General features: G+C 49.5%; 26 protein-coding genes. 13 read left to right on the top strand and 13 right to left on the bottom strand.

Annotation, left to right across the window (positions count from 1 at the left end; all coding sequences use genetic code 11):
* Positions 1 to 354: hypothetical protein (locus tag ACJ2PR_RS12005; protein ID WP_446877153.1), on the top strand; the 354-nt coding region annotated here is incomplete at its 5' end.
* A 3-nt stretch (positions 355 to 357) separates the two neighbouring features.
* Here ACJ2PR_RS12005 and ACJ2PR_RS12000 read toward each other — a convergent pair.
* Positions 358 to 1,107 (bottom strand): tetratricopeptide repeat protein, encoded by a 750-nt coding sequence (locus ACJ2PR_RS12000; RefSeq protein WP_446877152.1) that lies wholly within the window; start codon positions 1,105 to 1,107, stop codon positions 358 to 360.
* Between the two features lie 117 nt (positions 1,108 to 1,224).
* Positions 1,225 to 1,935: a uracil-DNA glycosylase gene (locus ACJ2PR_RS11995; protein ID WP_446859569.1), complete on the bottom strand. Its 711-nt coding sequence runs from the start codon at positions 1,933 to 1,935 to the stop codon at positions 1,225 to 1,227.
* Positions 1,936 to 2,132: 197 nt separating this feature from the next.
* Between ACJ2PR_RS11995 and ACJ2PR_RS11990 the strand changes: the two genes are divergently transcribed.
* On the top strand, positions 2,133 to 2,861 hold the full coding sequence (locus tag ACJ2PR_RS11990; RefSeq protein ID WP_446859568.1) for a phosphoribosyltransferase: 729 nt from the start codon (positions 2,133 to 2,135) through the stop codon (positions 2,859 to 2,861).
* Positions 2,862 to 2,908: 47 nt separating this feature from the next.
* Positions 2,909 to 3,202, top strand: a complete 294-nt coding sequence (locus ACJ2PR_RS11985; RefSeq protein ID WP_446859567.1) for a hypothetical protein — start codon at positions 2,909 to 2,911, stop codon at positions 3,200 to 3,202.
* Here ACJ2PR_RS11985 and hpsP read toward each other — a convergent pair.
* From hpsP to hpsL, 5 genes are all read right to left on the bottom strand, one after another.
* Positions 3,193 to 4,368 carry a hormogonium polysaccharide biosynthesis glycosyltransferase HpsP gene (gene hpsP, locus ACJ2PR_RS11980; protein WP_446877151.1) on the bottom strand — a complete coding sequence of 392 codons (1,176 nt, stop codon included), beginning with the start codon at positions 4,366 to 4,368 and terminating at the stop codon, positions 3,193 to 3,195. The genes ACJ2PR_RS11985 and hpsP overlap by 10 nt on opposite strands.
* A 41-nt stretch (positions 4,369 to 4,409) precedes the next feature.
* Positions 4,410 to 5,291, bottom strand: coding sequence for a hypothetical protein (locus ACJ2PR_RS11975; protein ID WP_446877150.1), 882 nt, complete (start codon positions 5,289 to 5,291; stop codon positions 4,410 to 4,412).
* Positions 5,292 to 5,382: 91 nt separating this feature from the next.
* Positions 5,383 to 6,561 (bottom strand): hormogonium polysaccharide biosynthesis glycosyltransferase HpsO, encoded by a 1,179-nt coding sequence (gene hpsO, locus ACJ2PR_RS11970; protein WP_446877149.1) that lies wholly within the window; start codon positions 6,559 to 6,561, stop codon positions 5,383 to 5,385.
* Positions 6,558 to 7,568 (bottom strand): hormogonium polysaccharide biosynthesis glycosyltransferase HpsN, encoded by a 1,011-nt coding sequence (hpsN, locus tag ACJ2PR_RS11965; protein WP_446877148.1) that lies wholly within the window; start codon positions 7,566 to 7,568, stop codon positions 6,558 to 6,560. Before hpsN ends, hpsO begins: the two co-directional genes overlap by 4 nt.
* A 119-nt stretch (positions 7,569 to 7,687) precedes the next feature.
* Positions 7,688 to 9,325: a hormogonium polysaccharide biosynthesis protein HpsL gene (gene hpsL, locus ACJ2PR_RS11960; protein ID WP_446877147.1), complete on the bottom strand. Its 1,638-nt coding sequence runs from the start codon at positions 9,323 to 9,325 to the stop codon at positions 7,688 to 7,690.
* 393 nt (positions 9,326 to 9,718) lie between these two features.
* On the opposite strand from hpsL, the gene ACJ2PR_RS11955 reads away from it, so the two are divergent.
* The 4 genes from ACJ2PR_RS11955 to ACJ2PR_RS11940 all read left to right on the top strand — a co-directional run bounded on the left by ACJ2PR_RS11955 (position 9,719) and on the right by ACJ2PR_RS11940 (position 13,203).
* Complete coding sequence (locus ACJ2PR_RS11955) at positions 9,719 to 9,913, top strand: hypothetical protein (protein ID WP_446866400.1); 195 nt, start codon at positions 9,719 to 9,721, stop codon at positions 9,911 to 9,913.
* Positions 9,914 to 9,974: 61 nt separating this feature from the next.
* The gene (locus ACJ2PR_RS11950) at positions 9,975 to 11,675 is read left to right on the top strand and encodes a glycosyltransferase family 39 protein (RefSeq protein WP_446877146.1); all 1,701 of its coding nucleotides are present in this window, start codon (positions 9,975 to 9,977) and stop codon (positions 11,673 to 11,675) included.
* Positions 11,672 to 12,904, top strand: coding sequence for a glycosyltransferase (locus ACJ2PR_RS11945; protein WP_446859559.1), 1,233 nt, complete (start codon positions 11,672 to 11,674; stop codon positions 12,902 to 12,904). Before ACJ2PR_RS11950 ends, ACJ2PR_RS11945 begins: the two co-directional genes overlap by 4 nt.
* Positions 12,905 to 13,038: 134 nt before the next feature.
* Positions 13,039 to 13,203 carry a hypothetical protein gene (locus ACJ2PR_RS11940; protein ID WP_446877145.1) on the top strand — a complete coding sequence of 55 codons (165 nt, stop codon included), beginning with the start codon at positions 13,039 to 13,041 and terminating at the stop codon, positions 13,201 to 13,203.
* Between the two features lie 11 nt (positions 13,204 to 13,214).
* Here the strand turns inward: ACJ2PR_RS11940 and pyrF are convergent, their stop codons facing one another.
* Positions 13,215 to 13,937 carry an orotidine-5'-phosphate decarboxylase gene (gene pyrF / locus ACJ2PR_RS11935; protein ID WP_446877144.1) on the bottom strand — a complete coding sequence of 241 codons (723 nt, stop codon included), beginning with the start codon at positions 13,935 to 13,937 and terminating at the stop codon, positions 13,215 to 13,217.
* On the bottom strand, positions 13,937 to 15,142 hold the full coding sequence (gene tyrS / locus ACJ2PR_RS11930) for a tyrosine--tRNA ligase (RefSeq protein ID WP_446877143.1): 1,206 nt from the start codon (positions 15,140 to 15,142) through the stop codon (positions 13,937 to 13,939). The genes pyrF and tyrS overlap by 1 nt, the downstream gene beginning before the upstream one ends.
* A gap of 28 nt (positions 15,143 to 15,170) precedes the next feature.
* On the opposite strand from tyrS, the gene ACJ2PR_RS11925 reads away from it, so the two are divergent.
* Positions 15,171 to 15,338 carry a hypothetical protein gene (locus ACJ2PR_RS11925; protein WP_446877142.1) on the top strand — a complete coding sequence of 56 codons (168 nt, stop codon included), beginning with the start codon at positions 15,171 to 15,173 and terminating at the stop codon, positions 15,336 to 15,338.
* Positions 15,339 to 15,449: 111 nt separating this feature from the next.
* Positions 15,450 to 17,360 carry a transglycosylase domain-containing protein gene (locus ACJ2PR_RS11920; RefSeq protein ID WP_446877141.1) on the top strand — a complete coding sequence of 637 codons (1,911 nt, stop codon included), beginning with the start codon at positions 15,450 to 15,452 and terminating at the stop codon, positions 17,358 to 17,360.
* A gap of 78 nt (positions 17,361 to 17,438) precedes the next feature.
* Here ACJ2PR_RS11920 and ACJ2PR_RS11915 read toward each other — a convergent pair whose 3' ends face one another.
* Together ACJ2PR_RS11915 and ACJ2PR_RS11910 are read right to left on the bottom strand one after the other, a co-directional pair.
* The gene (locus ACJ2PR_RS11915) at positions 17,439 to 17,756 is read right to left on the bottom strand and encodes a DUF1825 family protein (protein ID WP_446859554.1); all 318 of its coding nucleotides are present in this window, start codon (positions 17,754 to 17,756) and stop codon (positions 17,439 to 17,441) included.
* A 129-nt stretch (positions 17,757 to 17,885) separates the two neighbouring features.
* The gene (locus ACJ2PR_RS11910) at positions 17,886 to 18,848 is read right to left on the bottom strand and encodes a J domain-containing protein (RefSeq protein WP_446877140.1); all 963 of its coding nucleotides are present in this window, start codon (positions 18,846 to 18,848) and stop codon (positions 17,886 to 17,888) included.
* A gap of 452 nt (positions 18,849 to 19,300) precedes the next feature.
* Between ACJ2PR_RS11910 and ACJ2PR_RS11905 the strand changes: the two genes are divergently transcribed.
* Entirely contained in the window at positions 19,301 to 19,765 is a 465-nt protein-coding gene (locus ACJ2PR_RS11905) for an SHOCT domain-containing protein (RefSeq protein WP_446877139.1), read from the top strand.
* Positions 19,766 to 19,785: 20 nt separating this feature from the next.
* Positions 19,786 to 20,343, top strand: coding sequence for a helix-hairpin-helix domain-containing protein (locus ACJ2PR_RS11900; protein WP_446877138.1), 558 nt, complete (start codon positions 19,786 to 19,788; stop codon positions 20,341 to 20,343).
* Between the two features lie 4 nt (positions 20,344 to 20,347).
* On the opposite strand, the gene lepB is transcribed toward ACJ2PR_RS11900, so the two are convergent.
* Positions 20,348 to 20,926 (bottom strand): signal peptidase I, encoded by a 579-nt coding sequence (gene lepB, locus ACJ2PR_RS11895; RefSeq protein WP_446877137.1) that lies wholly within the window; start codon positions 20,924 to 20,926, stop codon positions 20,348 to 20,350.
* 214 nt (positions 20,927 to 21,140) lie between these two features.
* Here lepB and ACJ2PR_RS11890 point away from each other — a divergent pair, with 214 nt between their 5' ends.
* Positions 21,141 to 21,773, top strand: coding sequence for a peptidoglycan-binding domain-containing protein (locus ACJ2PR_RS11890; protein ID WP_446877136.1), 633 nt, complete (start codon positions 21,141 to 21,143; stop codon positions 21,771 to 21,773).
* An 18-nt stretch (positions 21,774 to 21,791) separates the two neighbouring features.
* Positions 21,792 to 22,205, top strand: coding sequence for a YidH family protein (locus ACJ2PR_RS11885; protein WP_446859548.1), 414 nt, complete (start codon positions 21,792 to 21,794; stop codon positions 22,203 to 22,205).
* A 67-nt stretch (positions 22,206 to 22,272) separates the two neighbouring features.
* Here ACJ2PR_RS11885 and mscL read toward each other — a convergent pair whose 3' ends face one another.
* A complete protein-coding gene (gene mscL / locus ACJ2PR_RS11880; protein ID WP_446877135.1) occupies positions 22,273 to 22,695 on the bottom strand; it encodes a large conductance mechanosensitive channel protein MscL in 423 nt (140 codons plus the stop codon).
* Positions 22,696 to 22,894 lie beyond the last annotated feature (199 nt).

Raw genomic sequence — 22,894 nt, 5'->3', positions numbered from 1 at the left:
CCGATAAATTCTGTCTCTCAACCGTCAGCTAAAAGTGAAGTCAGCCCCATCTCAATCTACGAGTTGCATGATGTGATCAAGTCGTTAGAAGTTTTGTATGAAGCTGTTGAACAATTGCCAGAGGCTCGGAGAGAGTTAGCGATCGTCTACTTCAACGATTTACAAGACGAAATCAAAATCACCTATCGCCGCAAACCTGAAAAGATCAAAGCTTATTTTATTGCAGTTCTAGGAATGATTTTGCCTGTTTCAAAACAGATTAGGAAGGCAGACGAATTTTTTGAAACCGTGAGAAACTTGTCTAAAAAGCTGAATGTTCCGGTAAAGCTGTCTCAGTCAGATGGAGACGCTTAATCGCTACAATCCTCTCAATAGTTTTTCTGCCTGACTCACCCATTTTTTGTTGCGTCTGTAGTGATAAATCGGTGAGGCTTTGACCTTTGCAATCATCGTTTCTAGACACTCGCGGGCTGCTTGAGAATCACCTTGTTGGATCAAAAGATTTGCCAGCAAAACAGAAGATTCGGGATGGCTCCAGTATTTGATGTCTTGAGTGAGATGGATTTTGGCAGCGTCCCAATCTTGCAACTCAAACAAAGCTTTGCCGTAAAGGAGCGAAGCCTCGCCACATTTGTAGTCACGATCGAGGCTCAACAGCGTTTCTAAATGACCTTTTGCCGACTCAAACTGCTGCTTTTTGACCTCCACAAAGGCCATTCCCCAAAGCGCATGAGGATTTTTTGGCTCTTTTTCTAAAGCTTGTTGATACGCCTCTGCCGCTTTGTCAAACGTACCCATCTCAGAGAGAACATTTCCCAGCGTCACGTACTGATGCGCTTTGCCAATATTTTTAACGCCTGCTTCTGCGTTCCAGAGTTCTTGGCTGTGCGTCCAGCGTTTGAAATAGTTGGGGATGGGCAGATTGGCGCGAGGCAGCCAGCAGGCAAAAAAGTAGATCACCGCTCCCATGACGTTGAGAAACAGCAAGATCCAGAGCCAGGTTTGGCGATCGCTCTCGTTTCGCACACAGTCAAAAATCATCAGCATCCAGAACGCGCTGGGCAGCAGTACCCACAGTCCAAGTGATGCCAGCAAGCCCTCTAACATAAAGCCTCTTCGGTAGTTTGTTCCAGTTGATGCACATCTTTCTGGATAGGTTCTTTTGATAAAGTTCCCAGACTCGCCAAAGAAGACTTCAGGGGGTTTTGAGTCAAAGCTCAAGCGTCAAGAATTAGCGCGAAGCTCATCCAATTTGTCTCTGACGGCTTGGATGTCTTGCCACATCAACCACTTGGGGCTGCCCTGATCGCGCGACTGATTTCTCAACAGATACGCCGGGTGAAATATTGGCATGTAGAGGCGATCGTCTCGCTCCACCCACTGTCCGCGCACCTTGGTAATGCCTTGCTTGATGCCGACGAGCGTTTTCATGGCCGTCGCTCCAGTCAGCAAGATAATTTTGGGGTCAACCATGCGAATCTGCTCCAACAGATAGCCCTTACAAGCCTCTGCCTCATCGGTTGCCGGGGTGCGGTTTTCGGGCGGACGACACTTGACCACATTGCAGATGAAGACATCTTCTTCGATCGTCAGCTTTACAGCCGCCAAAATTTTCTCCAACAGTTGCCCCGACTTGCCCACAAATGGCAGCCCGGTTTCATCCTCGTTTTGCCCTGGCCCTTCGCCCACGACCATGATTGGCGCTTTGGGATTGCCTCGCCCGATCACCGCATGAGTCCGATTGGCTCCGAGGTCACAGCGATGACATTGGTTACAGTGCTGGCTCATCTGCTCCATTGATTCATAAGTGCCGATCGGAATCGGAATCTTGGCACTCGTCGGAATCAAACTCGGATCAAAATCCTTCGGCACTTTGGGGGCGGCAGGTTCTGCGCTAGGTGCAAGGTCAAATAAGCTGAATTGTTCTTCGTTCACCGTGAGTTGGCAGACAGGATTTAACTTATAAATTCTAGGGCGAATTGTGAGGGATGAGGGCGATCGAGAGAAAGAGTTTTGCGTTTTTAACGTTTACCATTGTGTCGCAAGGCGAAACGCCCGTCTTTATCGGTGCATCAAACTTTTAGAATTTTGCCATCATAGGGGAAAGCCAATGCCCTCGGCTGGAGGAGGCGATGTCCCTATCGCAATTGTTTTCAGGATCAAACACGCTGTTTGTCGATCGCGCTCAAGCCGGAGAAAAGCTGGCTCAAGCCGTTTTGTCAGCCGCTCAGGGTTTGGATGCCAGATTCGTCGTCTATGCGCTGCCGCGTGGCGGGTTGCCCGTTGCTGAACCTGTGGCGCGATCGTTGAACTGCCCGCTGGATGTAATTGTCGCCAAGAAAATGACGCGCCCTGAGAATCCGGAGTTAGCGATCGGAGCCGTCACCGCTGATGGACAGGTTCTCTTACCAAAATCGCGATCGTCTGGGGAGGCTTCTCAAGAATGGGAACAAGCCCGCCAACGAGCGCAGAAAAAGGCCCAGCAGCAACTCGCTCAATTTGTCGATCGTCCCGATATCGACCCAGAAGGCGCGATCGCGCTAATTGTCGATGATGGCATCGCGACCGGAATGACGATGGCCGTTGCGGTCAAAGCTTTACGGACTCGCAATCCTGCCCAAATTTGGATCTGTGCGCCTGTGGCTCCAATTGAGTTGGTGAGTGCTTTACAGCAGGGGTGCGATCGCTTAATCGTTTTGGCAACGCCCGATCGCTTTCAGAGTGTCAGCCGTTTTTATCAAGTCTTTGCTCAAGTAGAGATGCAGGAAGCGCTGGATTGTCTAAAACAGTTTTATCAGTCAAAGCTTCATCCGTCAGAGCCATCCACACTAGATAAAAAACAAATGGCTGATGACCAATAATCGCAAGCAAAATTGATAGACTAATGCGGGGCGTTTGGGAGTAAAAGATGAGGCACTGGCGGCAGTTTTGGCACAATTTAAGTTTTTTGGGTCAATACAACCCACCTCAGATTGTAGAAGCGGTGATGTTGATGTTGGCAGCGCTGTTGGTGTTGATCTGGGCGAGCGAACGGGCAATGCCCTACTTGCTGTTGAGTTGGATCTATACAGTGGGAGCCTGTGCGCTGATTGTCGTGCGCGAAACGGTGATTCCTTCTGCCCACGCAAAACTCAACCGGACGATCGCAACCATCACAGTGTTTTTGGTCAGTCCGCTGCTGTTTTTGCTTTATCAGACTTGACGACTCAAAATCTGGCAGTAAGCGTGGATCATCTGGTCAGCGATCGCGCCCCAACTGTAATATTTTTCAGCGTATTCTTGAGCGCATTTGCCTCGACGCTGTTGTTCGGCACGATCGCTTAAGGCAGTTCTCAAGGTACTCGTCAACGCTTCAATATCACAGGAAGTGACCCATCCCGCCTGAGCCTGCTGCACGTCTTGCCAAATGTGAACTTGATCAGAAATCACGACAGGCGTTGCGGCGGCCATGGATTCGGCGACGGCGATGCCAAAATTTTCGTAATAAGAAGGCAACACAAACAGATCGGCGGCTTGCAATAGCGCGGTTTTTTCGCTTCCAGAGACAAACCCGGTGAGGGTGGTACGATCGCCCAAATTTGACTGTTGAATTTGATCACGAATCGCTGCCTCAAATTCTGGATCTTGAGGATTTGCCCCCGCCAATACAAACTGAAAGTCTTGCTCTGTTGCTAATTTTTCTAAAGCAGGAATCAGCAAATCCAACCCTTTTTTGGGATCGATGCGAGACATGAAGAGTAGTAAGGGGCGATCGCCTGGAATGCCAAACTTTTTCTTAATGTCGATCGGCTGATTCATCGCTGGCAACGTCACCCCTAACGGAATCACCAGATCTTGAGTCAACGTGCCAAAGCGATCAGAAATCTTAGCTTCTTGATCACTGGTGAAATGAACGGCGGCCGCCCCCGCTAGATTGGGCCGTTCTAACAAGGTGGCGTAGAGGGTTTTAAGCTGACGTTTTTTCTGTAGATCAGCCGGGTCAAGCGTACCCAACGGACGCAAAATGTAAGGGAGACGCTGCGATCGAGCCACCCGCGCCGCCATCGAACTCACCGGAGAAAACAAAGCGTGAATATGGGCCAAGTCGTACTCATGGCTGTGGTTTGCCAACCAGCGCAGCAAATTTAACGAGAATTTGTACCGCCGAAATGGAGAACACCGAAAATAGTAAACCTCATAGCCGTTTTGCTCAACAGGCGTTTCGAGCGGCACATCTAAAGGAGGCTGACCGCGATCGCCATTAGAATCCGTGGTCAGAATGGTGACTTTAATTCCCTGGCTGGCCAGTGCAGTTGACAGCCCCATCACCATTTGACTGGGGCCACCGTAAATTAGAGAAATTGAAGGGACAATTTGAAGGATTCGCATGGGAATTAAAGACAAACATTCTTTTGGGGGAGTTCGCCCGACTAGCGCAATTGAGTATCCAAGCGTCTCGCTGCAACTAGCTGTAAGCGACCTAAACGATAGAATTCCCCAATCTTTTGTTTCAGCTTGAGGATTACTTTTTGGGATAAAGAACGTTGAGGATATTTCAACACGTTCTGTCGCTCAAAATAGACCGCCATCTTCTTTGGATCAGACTGTCCTTTCTTGATTCTGACTCCTTCCGTTCTATCCATGAAGAAGTGAATGCCATCCATCTCTCCCCATCGGGCAGTCATTCCTGCTTTGGCCGCGGCTAGACCGATCGCATTACCTTCACCCACATACACCCCTCGTAACTCAAAGTAGTTAGCAAGTTGATCCCACCAGTCGAGAAAATCTACTTCTTTGCCAGAGTCTCTCGTAACGCAGATCAAGTACTCATAAACAAACTTTGTGTCTGGATCATCTAAGCTCAATCCCAACTCTTGAGCCGCCGCTTGAGTGACTTCAAATTCTTTGATTAGTTTTGCGTCAGCAGTTCCTGCGTAAATTTCAGCATATTGTTTGGTCATGCTGTGACAGCTTCTAGCGGTAAGTCCTGGAGTTTTAATCCAGTCCATTTCTAGCGGCAGCGGCTCTAAGATTCGCATGTCTGCATCGATAAAAATGCAGGTTTCAAAAAGGCTCAGTCCTTTAGCGATCGCAAACCTTTTATCGTGGTAACACTTGACTCCTTGCTGTTGATGATAGAAAGCTCGAACATTTTTCTGCTGACTAAAGGCTTTGGGCTGGTCTGTTAGAACGATAAAGCAAGTTTCTGGGGCATACTTTTCAAGATCTTTGGCCAGTTCTAAAGCGAGATCTCGATAGGGCTTACTAATTGCTAGGGAGCAAAAACAAAACCGTGAATTTTGAAATACCATTGTCTCTTTTTGTAGGGGGGACTACTCGAATCTAAAATTGACATTGATTTCACCCTGATGGTTGTTTGACTGTTAGCTGACGGTTGCATCGTTAGTGATGCTGAGGATTGAGTTGTCGGTAGAAGCTTAAAAGTTCTTTGGCGAGAGCGTGGTTGGTGTAGTGGGCGATCGCTCGTTCATATCCGCGTTGTCCGAGTGCTTGGGCGCGATCGGGCTGATCCATCAGTTGCGATAGGCGATCGCTCAACTCGTCTACATCACCCTCCGGAAAGACCAAGCCAGCCTGACCAATCACATTAGGGATTTCACCAGAGTCAGAGCCAATTACGGGAATCTGACAAGCCATCGCCTCGATCAAGACATGCCCAAATTGCTCTTTCCAGCCCGCCGAGGTCAGTGTTTTAAACTGATAGGTGGTTTCAGACGGCAAGACCAGCGTGTTCATCAAGTTGATGTAGCGATACACGTCGGCATGGGGCACGCTCTCAACCCAGATTAAGCGATCGCTCAGTCCCAACTCTGTAGCCTGTTGGAGCAGCGTTTCTTTGAGTGGCCCGCGTCCCAAGAGCAGCCATTTCCAGGGACGATTGCTCAATTTTGCGAGAGACTTGGCCAGGGTCAACAATCCTTTTTCTTGGACAAAGCGCCCCACAAATCCGACGACAAAATCTTGGGGAGAAATTCCCAGTTGGGCGGCGAGGTTGGGTTGAGGTTGGGGGCGAAACAGGCTGTCGTCTACTCCCAATTGCGGCATGATTTTCATCGGGCCTGTGTAGGCGCGATCGCGCAAAATTTTCTCACCGTCCACGTTTCCGACCACAATGCCGTCGGTGTGTCGTAAGTTGTAAGCCTCTAGCAGCGAGACAGGAAACTTCAAACTGTAGGGCAGATTCCACCAGGTAAAAAATACGTTCTTGGCCTTGAGTCCCAGCAATCGATTTAGCGTGATCATCTGGGCATACGCCAGCGATTTGGCACCCTGCTCAACTTGAATGATGTCGGGTCGAAACGATCGCATCAAAGCAATCAAATCCGCGCCAAAGGTGAGCATTCCCTGATTGTTTTGGCTGAAATTGGAGACAGGCACGACTCGAAAGGAACCTGCTTGCCGAGGTTGGGTTTCGACGACCTCTTTCATCACACCGCCCGGTTTCCAGCGTTTGGGCACGACGATCGTCACCTCGATTTCTGGCTCCAAGTTGGCGAGAACTCGCAGCTTTTCACAGTTCAAATCCACAATATAGGAATGGCTGGCAACGAGAATCTTCATAGCGTAGCCCCCGCTTCATGAGTTAAAACTGGCGAAGTTTCTTGGGACTTGCGGCTATAGATTTGACCGTCATCCCAAAGCGATCGCACCACCGTTTTGAGCGCTTGCAAAAATCCCAAACTGTAGAATCCAAATCGCGTGATGATCTTGATCGGCGAACCGCTTTTGTGACAGGGCGGACGACCCAACACATGACAGTCAAATAGTCGCAAAAAGAAGCGCGAAGCCTGCCAGAAGGTGAGGTTTTTGAACCCCATCAAAAAGTGATTGTGATAAAAAGTGAGTTGATATTTGAGCGATCGCGTCGTGATGTCGTGACAGCCGCCCGTTTCTTCGCCCAAATGGATCAGATGTGCGTCAGGGTCGTACCAGATCATCAGTCCCGTTTTGCGAATGCGGAGACAAAAATCAGACTCCTCACGGACGGCGCTGCCCTGAAACCGCTCGTCAAACAAAATGCCGTGTTGCTCAAAAATCTCGCGCCGAAACGACATATTGCAGCCTCTGGCACTCAGCACCCGTTGGGGTTTGACGGTATGCACCAGATTGATGTGGTACCAGGCGATGCCCGGATCGAGCGCTTCGGGCGGCAGGTCTTGGATCTCTAGCCCTTCTTGAAAGTCGGCCAGCTTCATGCGATCGAAGACTCGACCCGCTACGGCTCCAATGTCTGGGTTGTCATAGTTTTTGGCGTGGGCTGCTAAAAATCCAGGCTCCAGCAGTACGTCATCATCCAAAAACAGCAGAATGTCACCGTTTGCCCGCTTGACCGCATAGTTTCGCGCACCCGGCAGACTGGCCCAATCAACTTTAAAGAGACGAATTTTGCCCTCGCTGGCCAATCCATTTAGAAATGCCTGAGTTTCGGGCTGATGGTTTTGGGTTTGGTCAACGACGATCGTTTCAAAGTGAGGATAGTCTTGCTTTAGAACGTCGAGCAGCGTCGTTTGCAACGGTTCCTCGCGGCCGTAGGTAGGAATGATGACAGAGATGAAGGGGAGGGGCATGGAGGAATGAGGGATGAGGGATGAGGGATGAGGGATGAGGGATGAGGGATGAGGGATGAGGGATGAAGCTAGTGGTTAGAGTTCCCGGCGATCGGGGAAAGTGTTGAGAAACTATAAAATTAGGCGGTTTTGAGGTTTTTGGGACGAGACTTTTTAGATTTTTTGGAGGCGACCCCTTGCGGGTATCTCGAAGAGATCGAGGTGGGTTCTTGTTGATCAAGTTCAGGAAGTTTCAAGACAATTCCGGCAAAGAACCAGTAGTAGACAGCAACCGGATCGACATCCAACGGGTAGTAGTAGGTGTTGTAGCTGATGAAGAGAACGAACGTCCAAAAGGCAGCGCCGTAACCTCGTAAACTGCGATCGCGAATCGAGCGGTAGGCTTTGAAGGTGGCGATCGTCAGCGTCGTGACAACCGTTAGAAATAGAATCACCCCGATCGGCCCGATTTCAAATAGCAGCTTGGGATAGTACGTTTCGATTAGTGTCGTGTCTCCAAAGGTGCGGGCAGAATTGGTGGCACGTCCGACTCCTTTGCCCAAAAAGCCTGGGCCATCGTTCACAAAGCCAAACTGCGACGCGATAAAGTCGGTGGGTGGGGCGGCGTTCCAACGGCTGACAGCGCTATCTAGTCGTTCTTGCACCAAAGCCGGGTTTGAGGCCATCACAAAGCTGAGAATCAACGCTAAACCGACCCCGATCGGAATAAATCGCTTTAAGTTGGCGACTTGTCCCGTTGTGATTAGCAAGATGATCGTGACGATCGGCACCAAAATCAGCGCAATTCTCTGACCCGACACAACGGACATCATGAGCGTCCCAGCCATCGCCGTTAGCCCTGCCCCTCGCCACAAAAAAGACGGGTCCATAAAAGCGACCGCAAAGCTAAAAAAGGCGCTAGAGATGAGAAACCAGCCCCATTGCCAGGGTGCGACAAACGTTCCGGGGAGGCGAATCACCCCCTGCTCAGGACTGTAGAGCAGCGAACCTCCGACAAAACAGCGTGCTTCTAGAGAAGCCTTAAACAGAGCCGCCCCTTCGCCGACCGTGCCCTGGCAGCGACCCGTTTGGAGGAACATGTACTGCACAAAAGCCAGTCCGCAGCAGATGATCACCAGAGCTACCATGATTCGCGTTAGCAGATACAGGTCTTGCTTTTTTCGCATCATGTAATAGGCGCAGGGAATCAACGGCACATAGCCCAACAGCACTTTGAGTCCCAGCAGTCCCATAAAAAATGGTTTGTCGCCTCCCGTGTTTCCAGAAAGCTGCTGCGAACCGTTGACAAACAGCAACACCAGAATGCAATACGCCAGCAGCAAACTCAACGGAGTCCCCAGAGATTTGGGAATGACGATCGGCTGCTTGTGTCGTTTGCAATGTTGAATGATCGCAATCAACGCTGGGATAAAAAACGCATCTTTAGCTAATTGAAATAAGGGACTGTTGCCCCCGATCGTGTAGGTGATCGTTCCGCTAAACGGCATGTAGATCAAAAAGCCATAAAGCGCTTGCCACGGATACTTAAAAGACAGCATCAAACAGAAGATCCCCGCCCCACCGCCAATCGCGCCTTTTGGCCCACCGACGATCGCCATTAATAAACCTGCCACGATCGAGATCCCAGTTGTCATCGCGACAAAGTTGATCACTTCCTTGCGAGCCTGAGCAGCTTTGCGCTTTTGGGCGAGGCGTTCTTTGAGGCTCAAGACGGGAGCATCGTCGGTTTGAGCAGCTTTGCGTTTGGGCTTGGGCATAGGGTAGAAATCACGCAGGGCAAAAAGACAGAGGGGTAGATCGTTCCTTTAATCAAATGGCAAGCGACCCCTTGCGGGTAACTCGAAGAGATCGGCTTCTTCAAACTCCAACGCGCTGAGGTCATAGAAATCCGGTCACTTCTCAAAATTAAGCATCCCAATCGTAACTCAGAGAGTCTGTCGAGTTGGCTGCCGGAAAACTTGCAGAATTTACCTCGTTTTTATAGGTTGATAAACCTTTTGCCAGTACCTTTACGGATTTTTCTGCTCAAGTTTCCTACCAATAGAAGTTTGAAAGGCATCGACCAAGTTGCTAAGTCAGTATTTCCCCTTGGGCATCCGGAATTTACTGAGATGAATGGGCAATAAATAAGTAACACGGGACGCAAGCCGATGACGTTTTGCCGCATACAGCGTGTTTTGCAACCCCGATCGCTCAAATTCCCTTCAAAAACCCAGACTCCAAGAGAGCGAATAATCGCAACACCAGGACACCTCCGTAAATCTCCCAACCATGCAGAGGCTCCACGGTTGTCAGAAATCGCTGCGTCCGATCGCTCGATCGAGGGGTTGACACGACAGCACTAGATTCTGCACAGGGGAATGGTCTACTTCTGCTTAAATTGCGCTACCCCAAAGGCTTAATGCGATGGCACCCGGACTCGATTCACTGCTCCGTCCCCAAAAAGCACCGCTCACTCCTCTACAGACTCAACGCATAGAGTTTGTTTTAGGGCTTGCCCTGGCGATCGGAATACTCCTTAGACTACTCAATCTCAGCACACGAGAATTTTGGTATGACGAAGTTCTCTCACTGCTGCTCATTACCGGGCAAAAGATCCAATACGCAATGCCCCCAGATGTAGCAGTGCCGTTGAGTCAGTATACGGCCCTCTTGCGTTTGCCTTCAGAATCGAGTCTGGGCGCGATCGCCAAAACCCTACAAGGACTGCTTCGAGGCTTATACGCAGGAGAACCTCATCCGCCGTTATTTTTTTTAGTCCAACACGGATGGCTGCGGCTGTTTGGCAATGGGGAAGGGGCGATGCGGAGTTTGCCGGCCCTATGGAGCGTGGGCGCGATCGTGGCCGCTTTTGGATTGGGGCGCACTTTACTGGGCCGACGCGGCGGACTGTTGTTTGCAGCTCTTCTGGCAACTAACCCCTTCTATCTTTTTCACTCGTTAAATGTGCGAATGTACACGCCACTAGCACTCTGGGTCATTTTGAGTACCTGGGCGCTTTTGAAACTGATACCCCAAAAAGGTCAGGAAAAACAGCTAAACAATCGTCGCTGGCAAATGATTTTGATTGGCTCGATCGCCGCTGGACTGATGACTTTTTACCTGTTTGCCTATTGGGTGATTGCGCTGGCGGGGCTGGTCTTACTCGTCGATCATCGGCACTGGTGGCAGCAGGGTTTGCGGCTAGGAATGGGCGTTTTGCTTACGGTGCCTTGGGCCCTCTGGGGAACGCTCAAACAGTTGAGGAGCGCAGATTTTGATCGGTTTAGCACCCTCAAAGCAGCCGGAAACCCTCTGTTGCTCCATGTTCAGGATGTCTTGCAGACTCTAGGCATTCACCTATTCACCGGAGATTGGGCCACAGCGCTACCGTTGGGTGCCGTTCAGACGATCGGGCTGGTTGGGCTGCTGATTTTAGTCTCGATCTGCATAAGCCTCTGGAAAGCGGACGATCGGCGCGTCTTGAAGGTGGCTGCTGTGATGGGAATGGGGCCGCTCTTACTGGCGCTTGGAGTAGACATCGCCGCTGGCAAGTTTACGCTTGGCTTTGGCTGGGGAAGGGCTTTGCTGTGCATTTTACCGGGGTGTCTGCTGCTAATAGCGTTGGGAATCGAGCGCAGTGGGCGGTGGCGAAACTGGCTCTCAACGGGTATCCTCCTGGTGTATTTGACGATCGATATCAGTGATCTCAGTGGGCGACCTCGGCAGGTTTTTCACCAGATTGCCGACCTTCTAAAACAAGATCCCACCGTCCCGACTCTGGTTGCCCTCAACTCTCAAGCCTGGGGACATGTCAACCGTTTAGCGTATTATGTCCCTGATCACCTTTCGGTTTCTCTGCTGGCTCAACCCTCAGCAACGCTTGCGACTGCTCTAGAAAAAACGCTGACTCTAAATAATTCTCCTTATCAACGAGTTCTCTGGTTAGAAAGCGGACGGCCGCTCTGGTCTCCACCCACGACGGATACAGAGCGGCAGCAAGTTGAGAAAATTTTGAGCGATCGATTTCAATTCATCCAGTCCAGCGACCTCTCCGGCACCATGAATTTAGATCGGTTTAGCCTTAAATTGTACAAGCGTGCTTCCTCTCCCCTCTTGAACCCATGACTTTAAATGTGTCTCGATCGCTGCTGCCTACTCCTACCGGATCGCTAGAAATCCCTGCTTTACCAGAAGTTGCTCAAACAGCCAGTCCCATTTATTTCTCACTGGTCGTCCCGACGTACAACGAGGGTAGAAACATTCAGCGCATTGTGAGCATTTTGACGGGCTTGCTCGATCAGGCTTTTCCCCAGGATTATGAGTTGATTGTGGTGGACGATGACAGCCCCGATCGCACTTGGGAAGTCGCCCAACAAATGCTGCCAGACTATCCCCAACTGCGTGTGATGCGTCGCCAAACCGAACGCGGACTCTCAACGGCCGTCATCCGAGGCTGGCAAGCCTCAACAGGACAAATCCTGGGCGTGATCGATGGAGATTTGCAGCATCCGCCCGAAGTGTTGCCTCAGCTTTTACAAAAGATTGCTCAAGGGGCGGATTTGGCCGTTGCGAGTCGTCATGTAGAAGGCGGCGGAACGAGCGATTGGGGGTTGATACGGCGGGTGTTGTCACGAGGCGCGCAACTGGTCGGACTGGTGATTTTGCCTAATGTGGTCGGGCGAGTGTCTGACCCCATGAGTGGCTATTTTATGGTGCGGCGATCGGCGATCGCTCACTACGTGATGAATCCGCTCGGCTATAAGATTTTGCTAGAAGTTTTGGGACGGGGGCAGGTGCGAGAGGTCGCAGAGGTCGGCTATGTTTTTCAAGAGCGCAAAGAAGGCGAAAGTAAGGTCACCTGGCGGCAGTATGTTGAATATTTGGGACATTTGCTAAAGCTGCGATCGAAAGGTCGGATTAGCCAGTTTACGGCAAAGTTTCCCGTCGATCGCTTTCTGCGGTTTGGACTGGTCGGGTTTAGTGGCGTTTTTGTCGATCTGGCGGCCTTTTACCTGCTGCGGGTGCAGTTTGGGTTACCGATCGCTCGCAGTACAATACTGTCGGCCGAAGTGGCTGTGATTAATAATTTTTTGTGGAACGATTTATGGACGTTTGGGGATATTTCTCAAAAACAACCAGGCACCTCTCAACGGTTAAAGCGGTTTTTGAAGTTTAATCTGGTCTGTCTGGCGGGGATCATTCTACAAGCGCTGCTGGTGAGTCTGCTGCATGATGCCTTCGGAGTGAATGAATTTGGGGCTAAACTATTGGCGATCGTCCTCGTCACCTTCTGGAATTTTTGGATCAATCTCAAATTAAGCTGGCGCGTGACCGACGTGAGAAACGGCAAGTAGGAAGACAAGCGTTTAATCGGACTCACGGGTGCTTTTTGTTACCTATATAGAAAATTCCCCTACCTGTTCCCTGGATAGCGGAGGCTGTACTATTTTCTCTAAGCATAAAATTGAGCGCTTCGAGGAATAGAGTCATGTTTCAAAACCTTTGGTACTGGGTGACAGGCAGACCAGACAAACGAAATCTTTTGGCAGAAAAGCGCAAAGCTGCACAGCCAATGGGCATCAGAACTCAATCGATCGCCGAGCTTCTCAACGAGTGGGAAGAACAACTCGACAAAACCGACGCTCGATCATAATCAGTCTCTCCTCATTCTGAACGGCCCACCTCTTCACAGATCCGCTCAAACGCGCCTGCTGGGTCGTCAGATGCCGTAATGGGGCGACCGATCACGAGATAGTTGGCTCCCGCTTGAAAGGTCGCGATCGGGGTCATCACTCGTTTTTGATCGCCTGTCTCAGCCCAAGTCGGTCGCACTCCCGGACACACCAACAAAAACTCATTGCCGCAGGTTTGTCTGAGTTGCGCCACCTCTTGAGGCGAGCAAACTGCCCCCGCTAACCCGCTTTCTTGAGCTAACAACGCCATCTCCAAAGCATATTCTGGCAACTCCAGCGGAACTTTTAGCTCAAAGGCCAGCGTGCGAGAAGAAATGCTGGTCAGCAGCGAAATGGCAATCAATTTGGGAGCAGGTAGACCCACACGATCGGCGCTCATCTGCATGGCGGTTTGGGCTTGGGTTAACCCGGCTTTGCCACAGGTTGCATGAATGGTCAGCAAATCGACCCCAAATCGGGCAGCGGCGGCCGTAGCGCCTGCGATCGTATTGGGAATATCGTGAAACTTTAAATCCAAAAAGATCCGCTTCTGACGATTTTTTAACTCAGTCAGAATATCAGAACCACTACTGACAAACAGTTCTAGCCCTACCTTCCAAAATGTGACTTGGGGCAGCTTTTCAATGAGTGCGATCGCGTCCTCTAAAGAAGGCACATCGAGCGGCACAATGATGCGATCGGAAATCAAAGCCATTAGGAGACAAAACGCACAAATTTATTCTTACCAACCTGAAGAACTTTATCGATCAAGTCGTCAGGAGACTTAACCATACGATCGACTTCCCCCACTTTTTCACCCTCTAGCTTGACCGCTCCACCTTGAATTTGGCGACGCGCATCAGAACTGGTTTTGCACAATCCGGTGACGCTTAATAGATAAAACAACTTTGCTGGAAACTGAACCGACGCTAACGAAAATTCGGGAACGGCAGCGATCGTCGTTTTGCCTCCTTGAATTAAACTCATGGCGGCTTGCTGTGCCCCCAAAGCAGCGTCTCTGCCGTGATATTGACTGACCACCTCTAGCGCAAGCAGTTTTTGGCGATCGCGCGGATTTTCGGGCAGCTTGTCTAACGGCAGGTCAGTGAGCAACTCAAAGTAACTGTTGATAATCGAATCGGGAATTTTTTCTAGCTTAGAATACATACCCAGTGCGTCTTCTGAGAGTCCGATGTAGTTGCCGATCGACTTCGACATTTTTTGAGCGCCATCCGTCCCCAACAAGATCGGCATCAACAAGCCAAACTGCGGAGTCTGCCCAAAATGACGCTGCAAATCGCGACCCACCGCCAAATTGAACTTTTGATCAGTGCCACCCAACTCCACATCGGCATTCAGCGCGACCGAATCGTACCCCTGCATCAACGGGTAAAGAAATTCATGCAAATAAATCGCCGTCCCCTGCTTATAGCGCTCCGCAAAGCCTTCTTTAGCCAACATTTGCCCGACCGTCATCGTCGCCAACAGTTCCAGCGTTTTGGGGAGGTCAAGCTGTGACAGCCACTCAGAGTTGTAACGGATCTCTAATCGGCCAGGCGTGTCAAAATCGAGAATCGGCCGCACCTGATTTAGGTATGTCTCTGCATTGGCAGCCACTTCCTCAGCCGTAAGTTGTCGCCGCACCTCTGATTTGCCCGTCGGATCACCAATGCGCGCCGTAAAGTCACCAATTACCACGATCGCCGTGTGCCCAGCGTCCTGAAAGGCTCGTAATTTTCGGAATACAATACTATGACCCAAATGAATGTCAGTGCCCGTCGGGTCAATGCCAAACTTCACGCGAAGGGGACGATCGCTTTTAGCGATACGCTGTACCAAATTTTCGTCAGGGCTGCTTGAGTTGGGCTGGTCAGGGAAAATTTCATAAGTGCCCCGACTGAGCCAGCTAAGATTCGACATACATTCTCGATCGACTGAGAGGAAACTGATGTCCCATTACACTAGACAGATCACACCCGACACATCTGCCAAAATTCACACGCTCTCTAGTCAGCCTACTATAATTGGTGCCATCATCGCTTTTTCTCTAGCCCACCCGCCATTTGTACTAGAGAAACTTCGCTCCATTTGGGTCAGTCTCCACTATCCTATCTAGAGCGATTTGAGTAAAAATCTACCCCTAGAAATTTTTTCTTATAGAATTTTCTGAATTACCTTCAACGATCGCCTGCCCCAACCGTCGCACCCTTAAGAAAGAGAGATTAACGTGGCATCCAATACGATTCGACAAAAACAAAAAAAAGAGTCCGGGTCTACCTTACACTTTGTCCAAACAGTGGGCAAAGTAACGGGTGGCACCGTTTTGGGAATCACCATGTTGGGCAGTGCGATCGTCGCGGGGGGTCTCGTCGGTCTGGCCATCAGTTTTCGCAATTTGCCGGATGTGCGAGTGCTGCGCGGCTACACGCCTAGCGAGACGACGCATATCTATGACATTAAGGGCAAAAATCTCGCCAGCATTCACGGCGAAGCCAATCGAGAAGTGGTGCCCTTGGATAGGATTTCGCCTCATTTAAAGCGGGCAGTGTTGGCGATCGAGGACAGCTATTTTTACTCACACCAAGGCGTGAATGCTCCGGCCGTCGCTCGTGCATTTACGGTCAACTTTAACCACGGACGCACGGTTGAAGGCGGCTCCACGGTGACCATGCAGTTGGTAAAGAACTTATTTCTCTCACCCAAACGCGCCTTTAGCCGCAAGATTGCCGAAGCTGTTCTAGCTTTGCGGTTAGAGCAGATCTTCAAGAAAGACCAGATTCTAGAGATGTACCTCAATCAGGTCTACTGGGGACACAATACTTATGGAGCGCAAACCGCAGCCGCCAGCTACTTTGGGAAGTCTGCTTCTCAGCTAAACCTCGCCGAATCGGCCATGATGGCGGGCTTGATTCAATCTCCGGAAGCCTTGAGTCCGTTTGTCGATCTCAAAGCAGCGACCCGTCGTCAGCATGATGTTTTGCGTCGCATGGTGGATCTGAAGTGGATCACGCCTCAAGAAGCCGCCACCGCTCGAAAGTATCCGATCAAGCTGGGCAAAATCACCTCCTTTCAGACGAGTGCAATGCCCTACGTGACCGAAGCGGTGATTCAAGAGTTGACCAAAAAGTTTGGGCGAGATGCCGTTCTCAAAGGGGGAATGCGAATCCAAACGACGATCGACACCAAGCTTCAGCGCATGGGCGAAGATACGGCCAAACGTTGGATTCAGACCTTGAACTACGAAGGGGTCTATGCTGACCAGATGGCGATCGTCGCGGTTGATCCGAGAACCCACTTTATCAAAGCGATGGTGGGCGGTGTGGACTACAAAAAGAGTCAATATAACCGGGCGATGCAGGCCCTTCGTCAACCGGGGTCAGCCTTCAAACCGTTTGTTTACTATGCCGCTTTTGCGTCCGGAAGGTATGCGCCTGACTCAACGGTGTATGATTCTCCGGTCAGCTACCCCGATGGCTACGAAATGTATTCTCCGCGCAACTATGACGGGACGTTTGCGGGAGCGATCACGATTCGTAGAGCGTTAGAAGTGTCGCGCAACATTCCCGCAGTTAAGCTGGGGCAAGAAGTTGGATTGAATAAAGTCGTCGAGGTCTTGAGAAGTATTGGGGTCAAAAGCCCGATCGACCCGGTGATTTCTCTACCGTTGGGAGCGGTGGATCTGACTCCTTTAGAGATGGCTGGCGCTTACGCCACATTTGCCAGCAATGGATGGTATTCAGAACCAACGCTAATTGTGCAGGTGACCGACAGCAGTGGTAACGTCTTGCTCGACAATACGCCAAAACCGAGACTGGTGCTTGATCCCTGGTCTTCTGCTGCGGTCAACGATGTCTTACAAGGGGTCGTGACGCGAGGCACTGCGACAGCGGCTCAGATCGGTCGTCCGGCAGCAGGCAAGACAGGCACGACTTCTTCTGAGCGTGACATTTGGTTTGTCGGCTATGTGCCTCAGCTTGCGACGGCCGTCTGGGTCGGAAACGACGACTACAAGCAGCTTGGATACGGGGCAACGGGCGGTCACTTTGTCGCCCCAATTTGGCGAGACTTTATGCAGCAAGCCATGCAAGGAGAACCCGTTGAGCGGTTCACGCCAACCTCTGAGTTCGATCGACCCTAGTAGAGAAAGGGATGGGGAATGAAACCGTTTTGATTTCTGTATTAACGGGGTTTCTACAATAGAGGTTTTGGCTGAGGGCTATTTGTCAATTTCTGCTTTCATGCGCTCTAGCGTTCGGTTCATTTGATCGAACATCTGCTGAGGCGTAATGCCATACTGACCAAGTTGCGTTTTGAGTTGTTCGACGGTCATCTGCGCCTGAAAGTCTTCGGATAGCTCAAAGCGCTTCATAAAAATTTTGTAGCGATCCATAATGGCTTCCATTTGTTCTATAAATAGAACTTTGCCATCGCGATCAAACTTCCCGTAGCTATTTCCAAGCTGCATCAAGGACTGATAATCTTCAAATAGCTTTTTGGCTTCATGTTGAACCAATTCAGAGTCAAAAATTCCCATCGCTGTAATTTAATAAATAGTCGATCAGTTGAGCAAAAAAGCGCTAAGTAGGACTGTGTAAGCAATCCCAATACAATTATCTTAGTGGAGCGATCGCTTCAGGTTAAGTAGTGTTTCCCCTACCCACATCTACCCGCGACCAAACAATCCAAAAAACCAGCCTTTTTTACTCTGCTTGTCAGGTTTCTTAGACTCGGTTTTTTTAGGTTCAGGTTTCTTAGGTTCAGATTTCTGTGAAGAACCATTTGTTGAAGAATTATGTTGAATGTCAAATCTAGCCGCAAAGTGTTTCGCGATCTGATCATCTGGGTTAAGTTGGAGCGCTCGTCGGAAGTGAGGTTTTGCCGCACTAGGTGTGATGTTTTGTCTCATGTAAGCCAGCCCAATCAGTGAGTGGTAATTACTTTTGTTTGGCTCCATTCTCAAAGCATCTTTTAGCTCTGCGATCGCTTTTGGCCAGGCATTTTTATTCATGTATTCCTGCGCCCGTTTGTAATGAAGATCGGCATAGTCTAACTGCGACCTAATGTTAGAAGAGTTGCTCGACGCTTGAGAATTTCTGACCTCAACGCTGTTGGTTGTGATTCCTGTTCGCTTCTCCCCGATGAAAATATTTTCACCGCCCATCTTTAGCTTGAGGTAAGCCAGGTTTAACTCGTTAAGCTGCTGAGTGATATTTTGAAAATTTTCTAAGGGTTGATATTGACGCTCAGACAGATTGGCGATCGCTTGCTCATAAAAGATATCTGCTTCTTGAAGAGACTTACGGGACAACTCACGCGCCAACTCACTCTGAGGGGCAGGAGATTGATCTCTCACCATCTGCCGCACTTTGAGCCGCATCAAGGCCAGCGTTTCAGCCCGGCCCTTTTCCTGTCTAATTTTTTCGTAAGCAGGATTGACGAGCCGCCCAAACAGCCTTTCGATCAATTCACCCGTTTCTGGATCAGTTGCTACGCTAATATCAGGACGCAAGATTTTGGCAACACTTCGGTATCGTTTTGAGACACGGACATCTTCCGCTAAAACTGAGACCCCCAGTACTGCGAAGGGGTCTGACAAATACTTTAACCAGTCTTGCGAGAAGGGCATCGATCGTCTGTCCTTAAACTTCTATATAAAACCTGAACGAGCTTTAAAAAACAGTCACGCAGCGATCTAAATTGCTGAGGCCAAAAGTTACAAAGATTCTATGTCATCTACCAGATTAAATGGCTCTCAGCAGCAGTCCTTTGTTAGTTATAGTGAAACAGAGATTCGCCTTGCAACCCGACGAAGAGACGCGATTTCTAAGTAGTGTCTACTCAAGGTTTAGACCTTTACTTAAGTGAATGGGCCTCTATGTAACGATCGCACTTCAGAGCCATCCTATCTTGTTGACCTGTGGGACAGCACTGCTGTAGGAGTCTATACTCTAATGTACTCGGTCAGTATGGGTAGAACAGGAGAACGAGCAGAAGTCTTGTAGCCCAAAAGACATATCTTCCGTTTTGGCTCTTAATCGTCTCATACGTTACTGTGTTTGTTTTAGAGCGTGACGCGACATGTTAAGCAAGCCAAGAAACCGAAAAACTGCTGCAATTCTTGCGTTGGTGAGTGCTATCCCGCTTCCTTTGCTGGGGATTTCGCTCCATTTAGCGGGGTTACACAAGTTTTATCTGGGGCAAAAGTGGTGGGGAGTGTTGTATGTGCTGTTAGCATTTACACCCATTCCCGCAGTAGCCGGAGTGATCGAAGGCATTTGGTATCTAATTCAAGACCCCGATGAGTTTGACCAAAATTTTAATGAAGGAATGTTGCTCGAAGAGGCAGATCGATCGCTTCAAATGACCCGCAAGGGGTCGCTTCGAGTGACCCGCAAAGAGTCGCCCACTCCTTCTGAAAAAACCGGAAAAGTCAGCACGATCGCTCAGGACTTGAGAGAGTTGGATCAACTGCGTCAAGATGGGCTAATTTCAGAGTACGAATTTGAACAAAAGCGCCGAAAACTGCTCGATCGAATTCACTGATTTTCCTATTTTTCTTTTTGATGACCCTTTTTGACTGGTTCTCCAAACAATCTCGCGCTCAGTTGGGTTCTCAACTGCCAAACTCACTACGCTCACGTATTCTCAATGATCCGTTTTATCGGTTTCAATCGTTAGAAGAAATCCGTCTAGCCGCATCACTGGGCATTCAAATTGACGTTAATCAAGCCAGCGTTGACGATTGGTTAAGGATTCCAGGTCTATCGATTCATCAAGCTCGTATGTTGACCCAGTTGTCTGATTCTGGAGTCCAGTTCTTTTGTGTCGAAGATTTAGCCGCTGCCCTAGGACTCTCACTCCAACGCCTCAAACCCTTGGAGCCGATTCTCAGCTTTTGTTATTACGAATCTGAAAGCGTTTGTGTGATTCAACGAGTCAATTTGAATGCAGCATCCGTTGAAGACCTGACTGGCATTCCTGGAATGGGCAAAGTATTGGCAAGAGCGATCGTTCGCAATCGCGTCTCAAACGGAGCTTACAAAAACCTGGTTGAGCTTCAACAAAGACTATCTCTACCCAGCCAAACTGTTTCTAACCTGATGCACTATTTGAGCTTCTGATTTCTCAAACTTTGCCCAAGCGATCGAACGGATAAAATCGAATCCAGGCTCGACCGAGAATATATTCCTTGGGCAAAAAGCCCCACACATGAGAATCGTTACTATTGTTGCGGTTGTCGCCCATCACGAAAAATGAACCTTCTGGAACCTTTGCAGGAGACATCAAATATTTGGGAGCTTCGGCAATATAAGACTCTTGAAGCGGCTGATTGTTGATGTAGACTTTGCCGTTTTTGACCTCGATCGTTTCTCCTGATGTGCCAATGATCCGCTTGATGAAAGCTTGATCCTTAGAATATCCCTGTTCTTGTAGTTGAGGGGGTGGATCAAACACGACAATATCGCCAAAGTTGGGCAACCCAAAGCGGTAAGACATCTTCTCAACAACCAGACGATCGCCCACATGCAGCGTTGGCATCATCGAGTCAGAAGGAATAAACCGCGGCTCTGCCACATAAGCCCGGACAATCAGCGCCAAAATCAACGCCACAAGCAGAATCTGAAAGTTTTCCCACAAAGTTTTCCACGGGGAGACTTTTTCAGGAGATGAAGTCTTTGGCTCAGTCGTCGGATCGGAGGTCATGGGCAGGCTTATCAATAAATGTGGCTTTCGTCATTGTACGGTCAACTGCAAACCTTCACAGCGCAGAACCACTTTCAAGAACCATCTTCAAAGGTCACTTTTGGTAGAATAGCTAGCTTCAAAAATTTTCGCAATCAATTGAATGCGTCTGTAGCAAAATTACCTTAGACTCAACTCGACATCTATCTGTTTTTGTACAAGGAATCTGATTTCTATGCCACTGACGCTTGCAGAATTGAGAGACAACTTAGATGGTTTGGGCTATTACCTGGGGCCAAGAGGTCTATTTGGGATTGGCAACGAGAACCAATCTTGCGATCGCAACATTCTAGGCAACATTGACTGCTCAACAACCTCGCTGCGAGAGGTCAACCAGCTTGAAGGCTATACTCAGGCAGCCATCTTTCAGTTTCAGGCTGACAATCTCATGGCAGCAACGGGACAAAATGGGATTGACCTGCAAAACAAAGTTGAGGAATCTGTCAGAATTTTGCAAAACAACCTCAAGATTGTTCTAGCGAATTCTCTGCCGATCACGGGGCGCTATCTGTTTCAAACGATCGCCGCCGTCAAGACCTATCAGCAGAATAGACGATTTCCAGTGACCGGGATTGCCAGCCGCCCCGTTCGCAAACAGCTAGATGACGATGCGAGAAAAATCATCGGCAGACCTCCCGGAGTGACCCCTTCGCCGACTCCGACTCCGACTCCTACGCCCACCCCTTCCAGCGAACTTGAAACTTTGAGAAAACTCAGAGCAGACTTGGCAACGCTGAAAGACTTGCACGCTAGGAGAACACTAACAGATGAGGCCTTTATCACAGCCGTATATCGGCTTATTCCCTAGTTGAGACTTGACAATCTTATGACGAGACCTCCCATCGACCGTCAACGAGAACATCAAGCAAACGAGCGTACCTTTTTGGCCTGGCTACGGACGGCGATCGCCCTCATCGGTTTCGGGTTTGCAATTGCCCGGTTTGGGTTATTTCTCCATCAGCTTCAACTGACGCTCACTCAGCAGCCAGACCAGCGAAATTCAATCTTTAACTCTGAGACGTTGGGCGTGGGGTTGGTGGCGTTTGGCATTCTGACGATCACGCTAGCAGCTTGGCGTTATAACCAGGTGTTTCAACAGATTGAGCGGGGTGATTATCGTCCGAGTCGGCTGCTGGTGTGGGTGATGACGGGGGCTGTGATCGTGTTTGGCACCTTGAGCCTTCCCCTGCTGTTGGTCAATAACAAGCCGATTTTGTCCACTCCGCCTCGATCAAAATAGCCTCTCTAGAAACAACGATCGCCTAACTCTAATCAGGAAGTTCAGCGATCGTTGATCTTTAAAGGTTCTAGCGACGATCGAGACTGGAGGTTAGGCGTTCGATCGCCCCCGTCAAGCGTTCTTGAGACACCAAAACCGGATCAGCAGGTGCAGCAGCTTCTTCGACTGCCTCCTGACGCACAAATCTTCTCTTTGCTTTCTCAAAAGCCCGAATCATCAAGAAGATCACGAATGCAATGATGACAAAGTTCAGCACTGCTGCCAGGAACAAACCAATCTTAATTCCATCGCCGATGACGAAGTTCTCAATTTGATTGACCCCTGCTGCTTTCATTGCTGGACCGATGAGTGCGGGTGTAATAACGTCTTTGACAAAAGATTCAACGATCTTGCCAAAAGCGCCCCCAATAATCACTGCAACAGCTAGGTCGATGACGTTGCCCTGCATCAAGAATTTTTGAAAGTCAGCCCAAAAACTGCTACGTGCCATATGTCAATCCGTTCCTTTCGTTTAGTGCAACCTGAGTCATTGGTTACATAATGCTTGGGTCGTATTATATTTTGCCAACTATTCAGATTATTTTAAGAATTGTTAAGTATCTAAGCTAGAAAAAGTTTTTGTGTAGATAGATTAAGTTGTAGTCAGCACAAAAAAGCGGCAGAAACTTAAAGTCTCCACCGCCCGCTAA

It is taken from the genome of Phormidesmis sp. 146-33 (assembly GCF_052939515.1).
The sequence above is the reverse complement of the archived record's forward strand: the minus strand, read 5'-3'. Positions and strand labels throughout refer to the sequence as shown.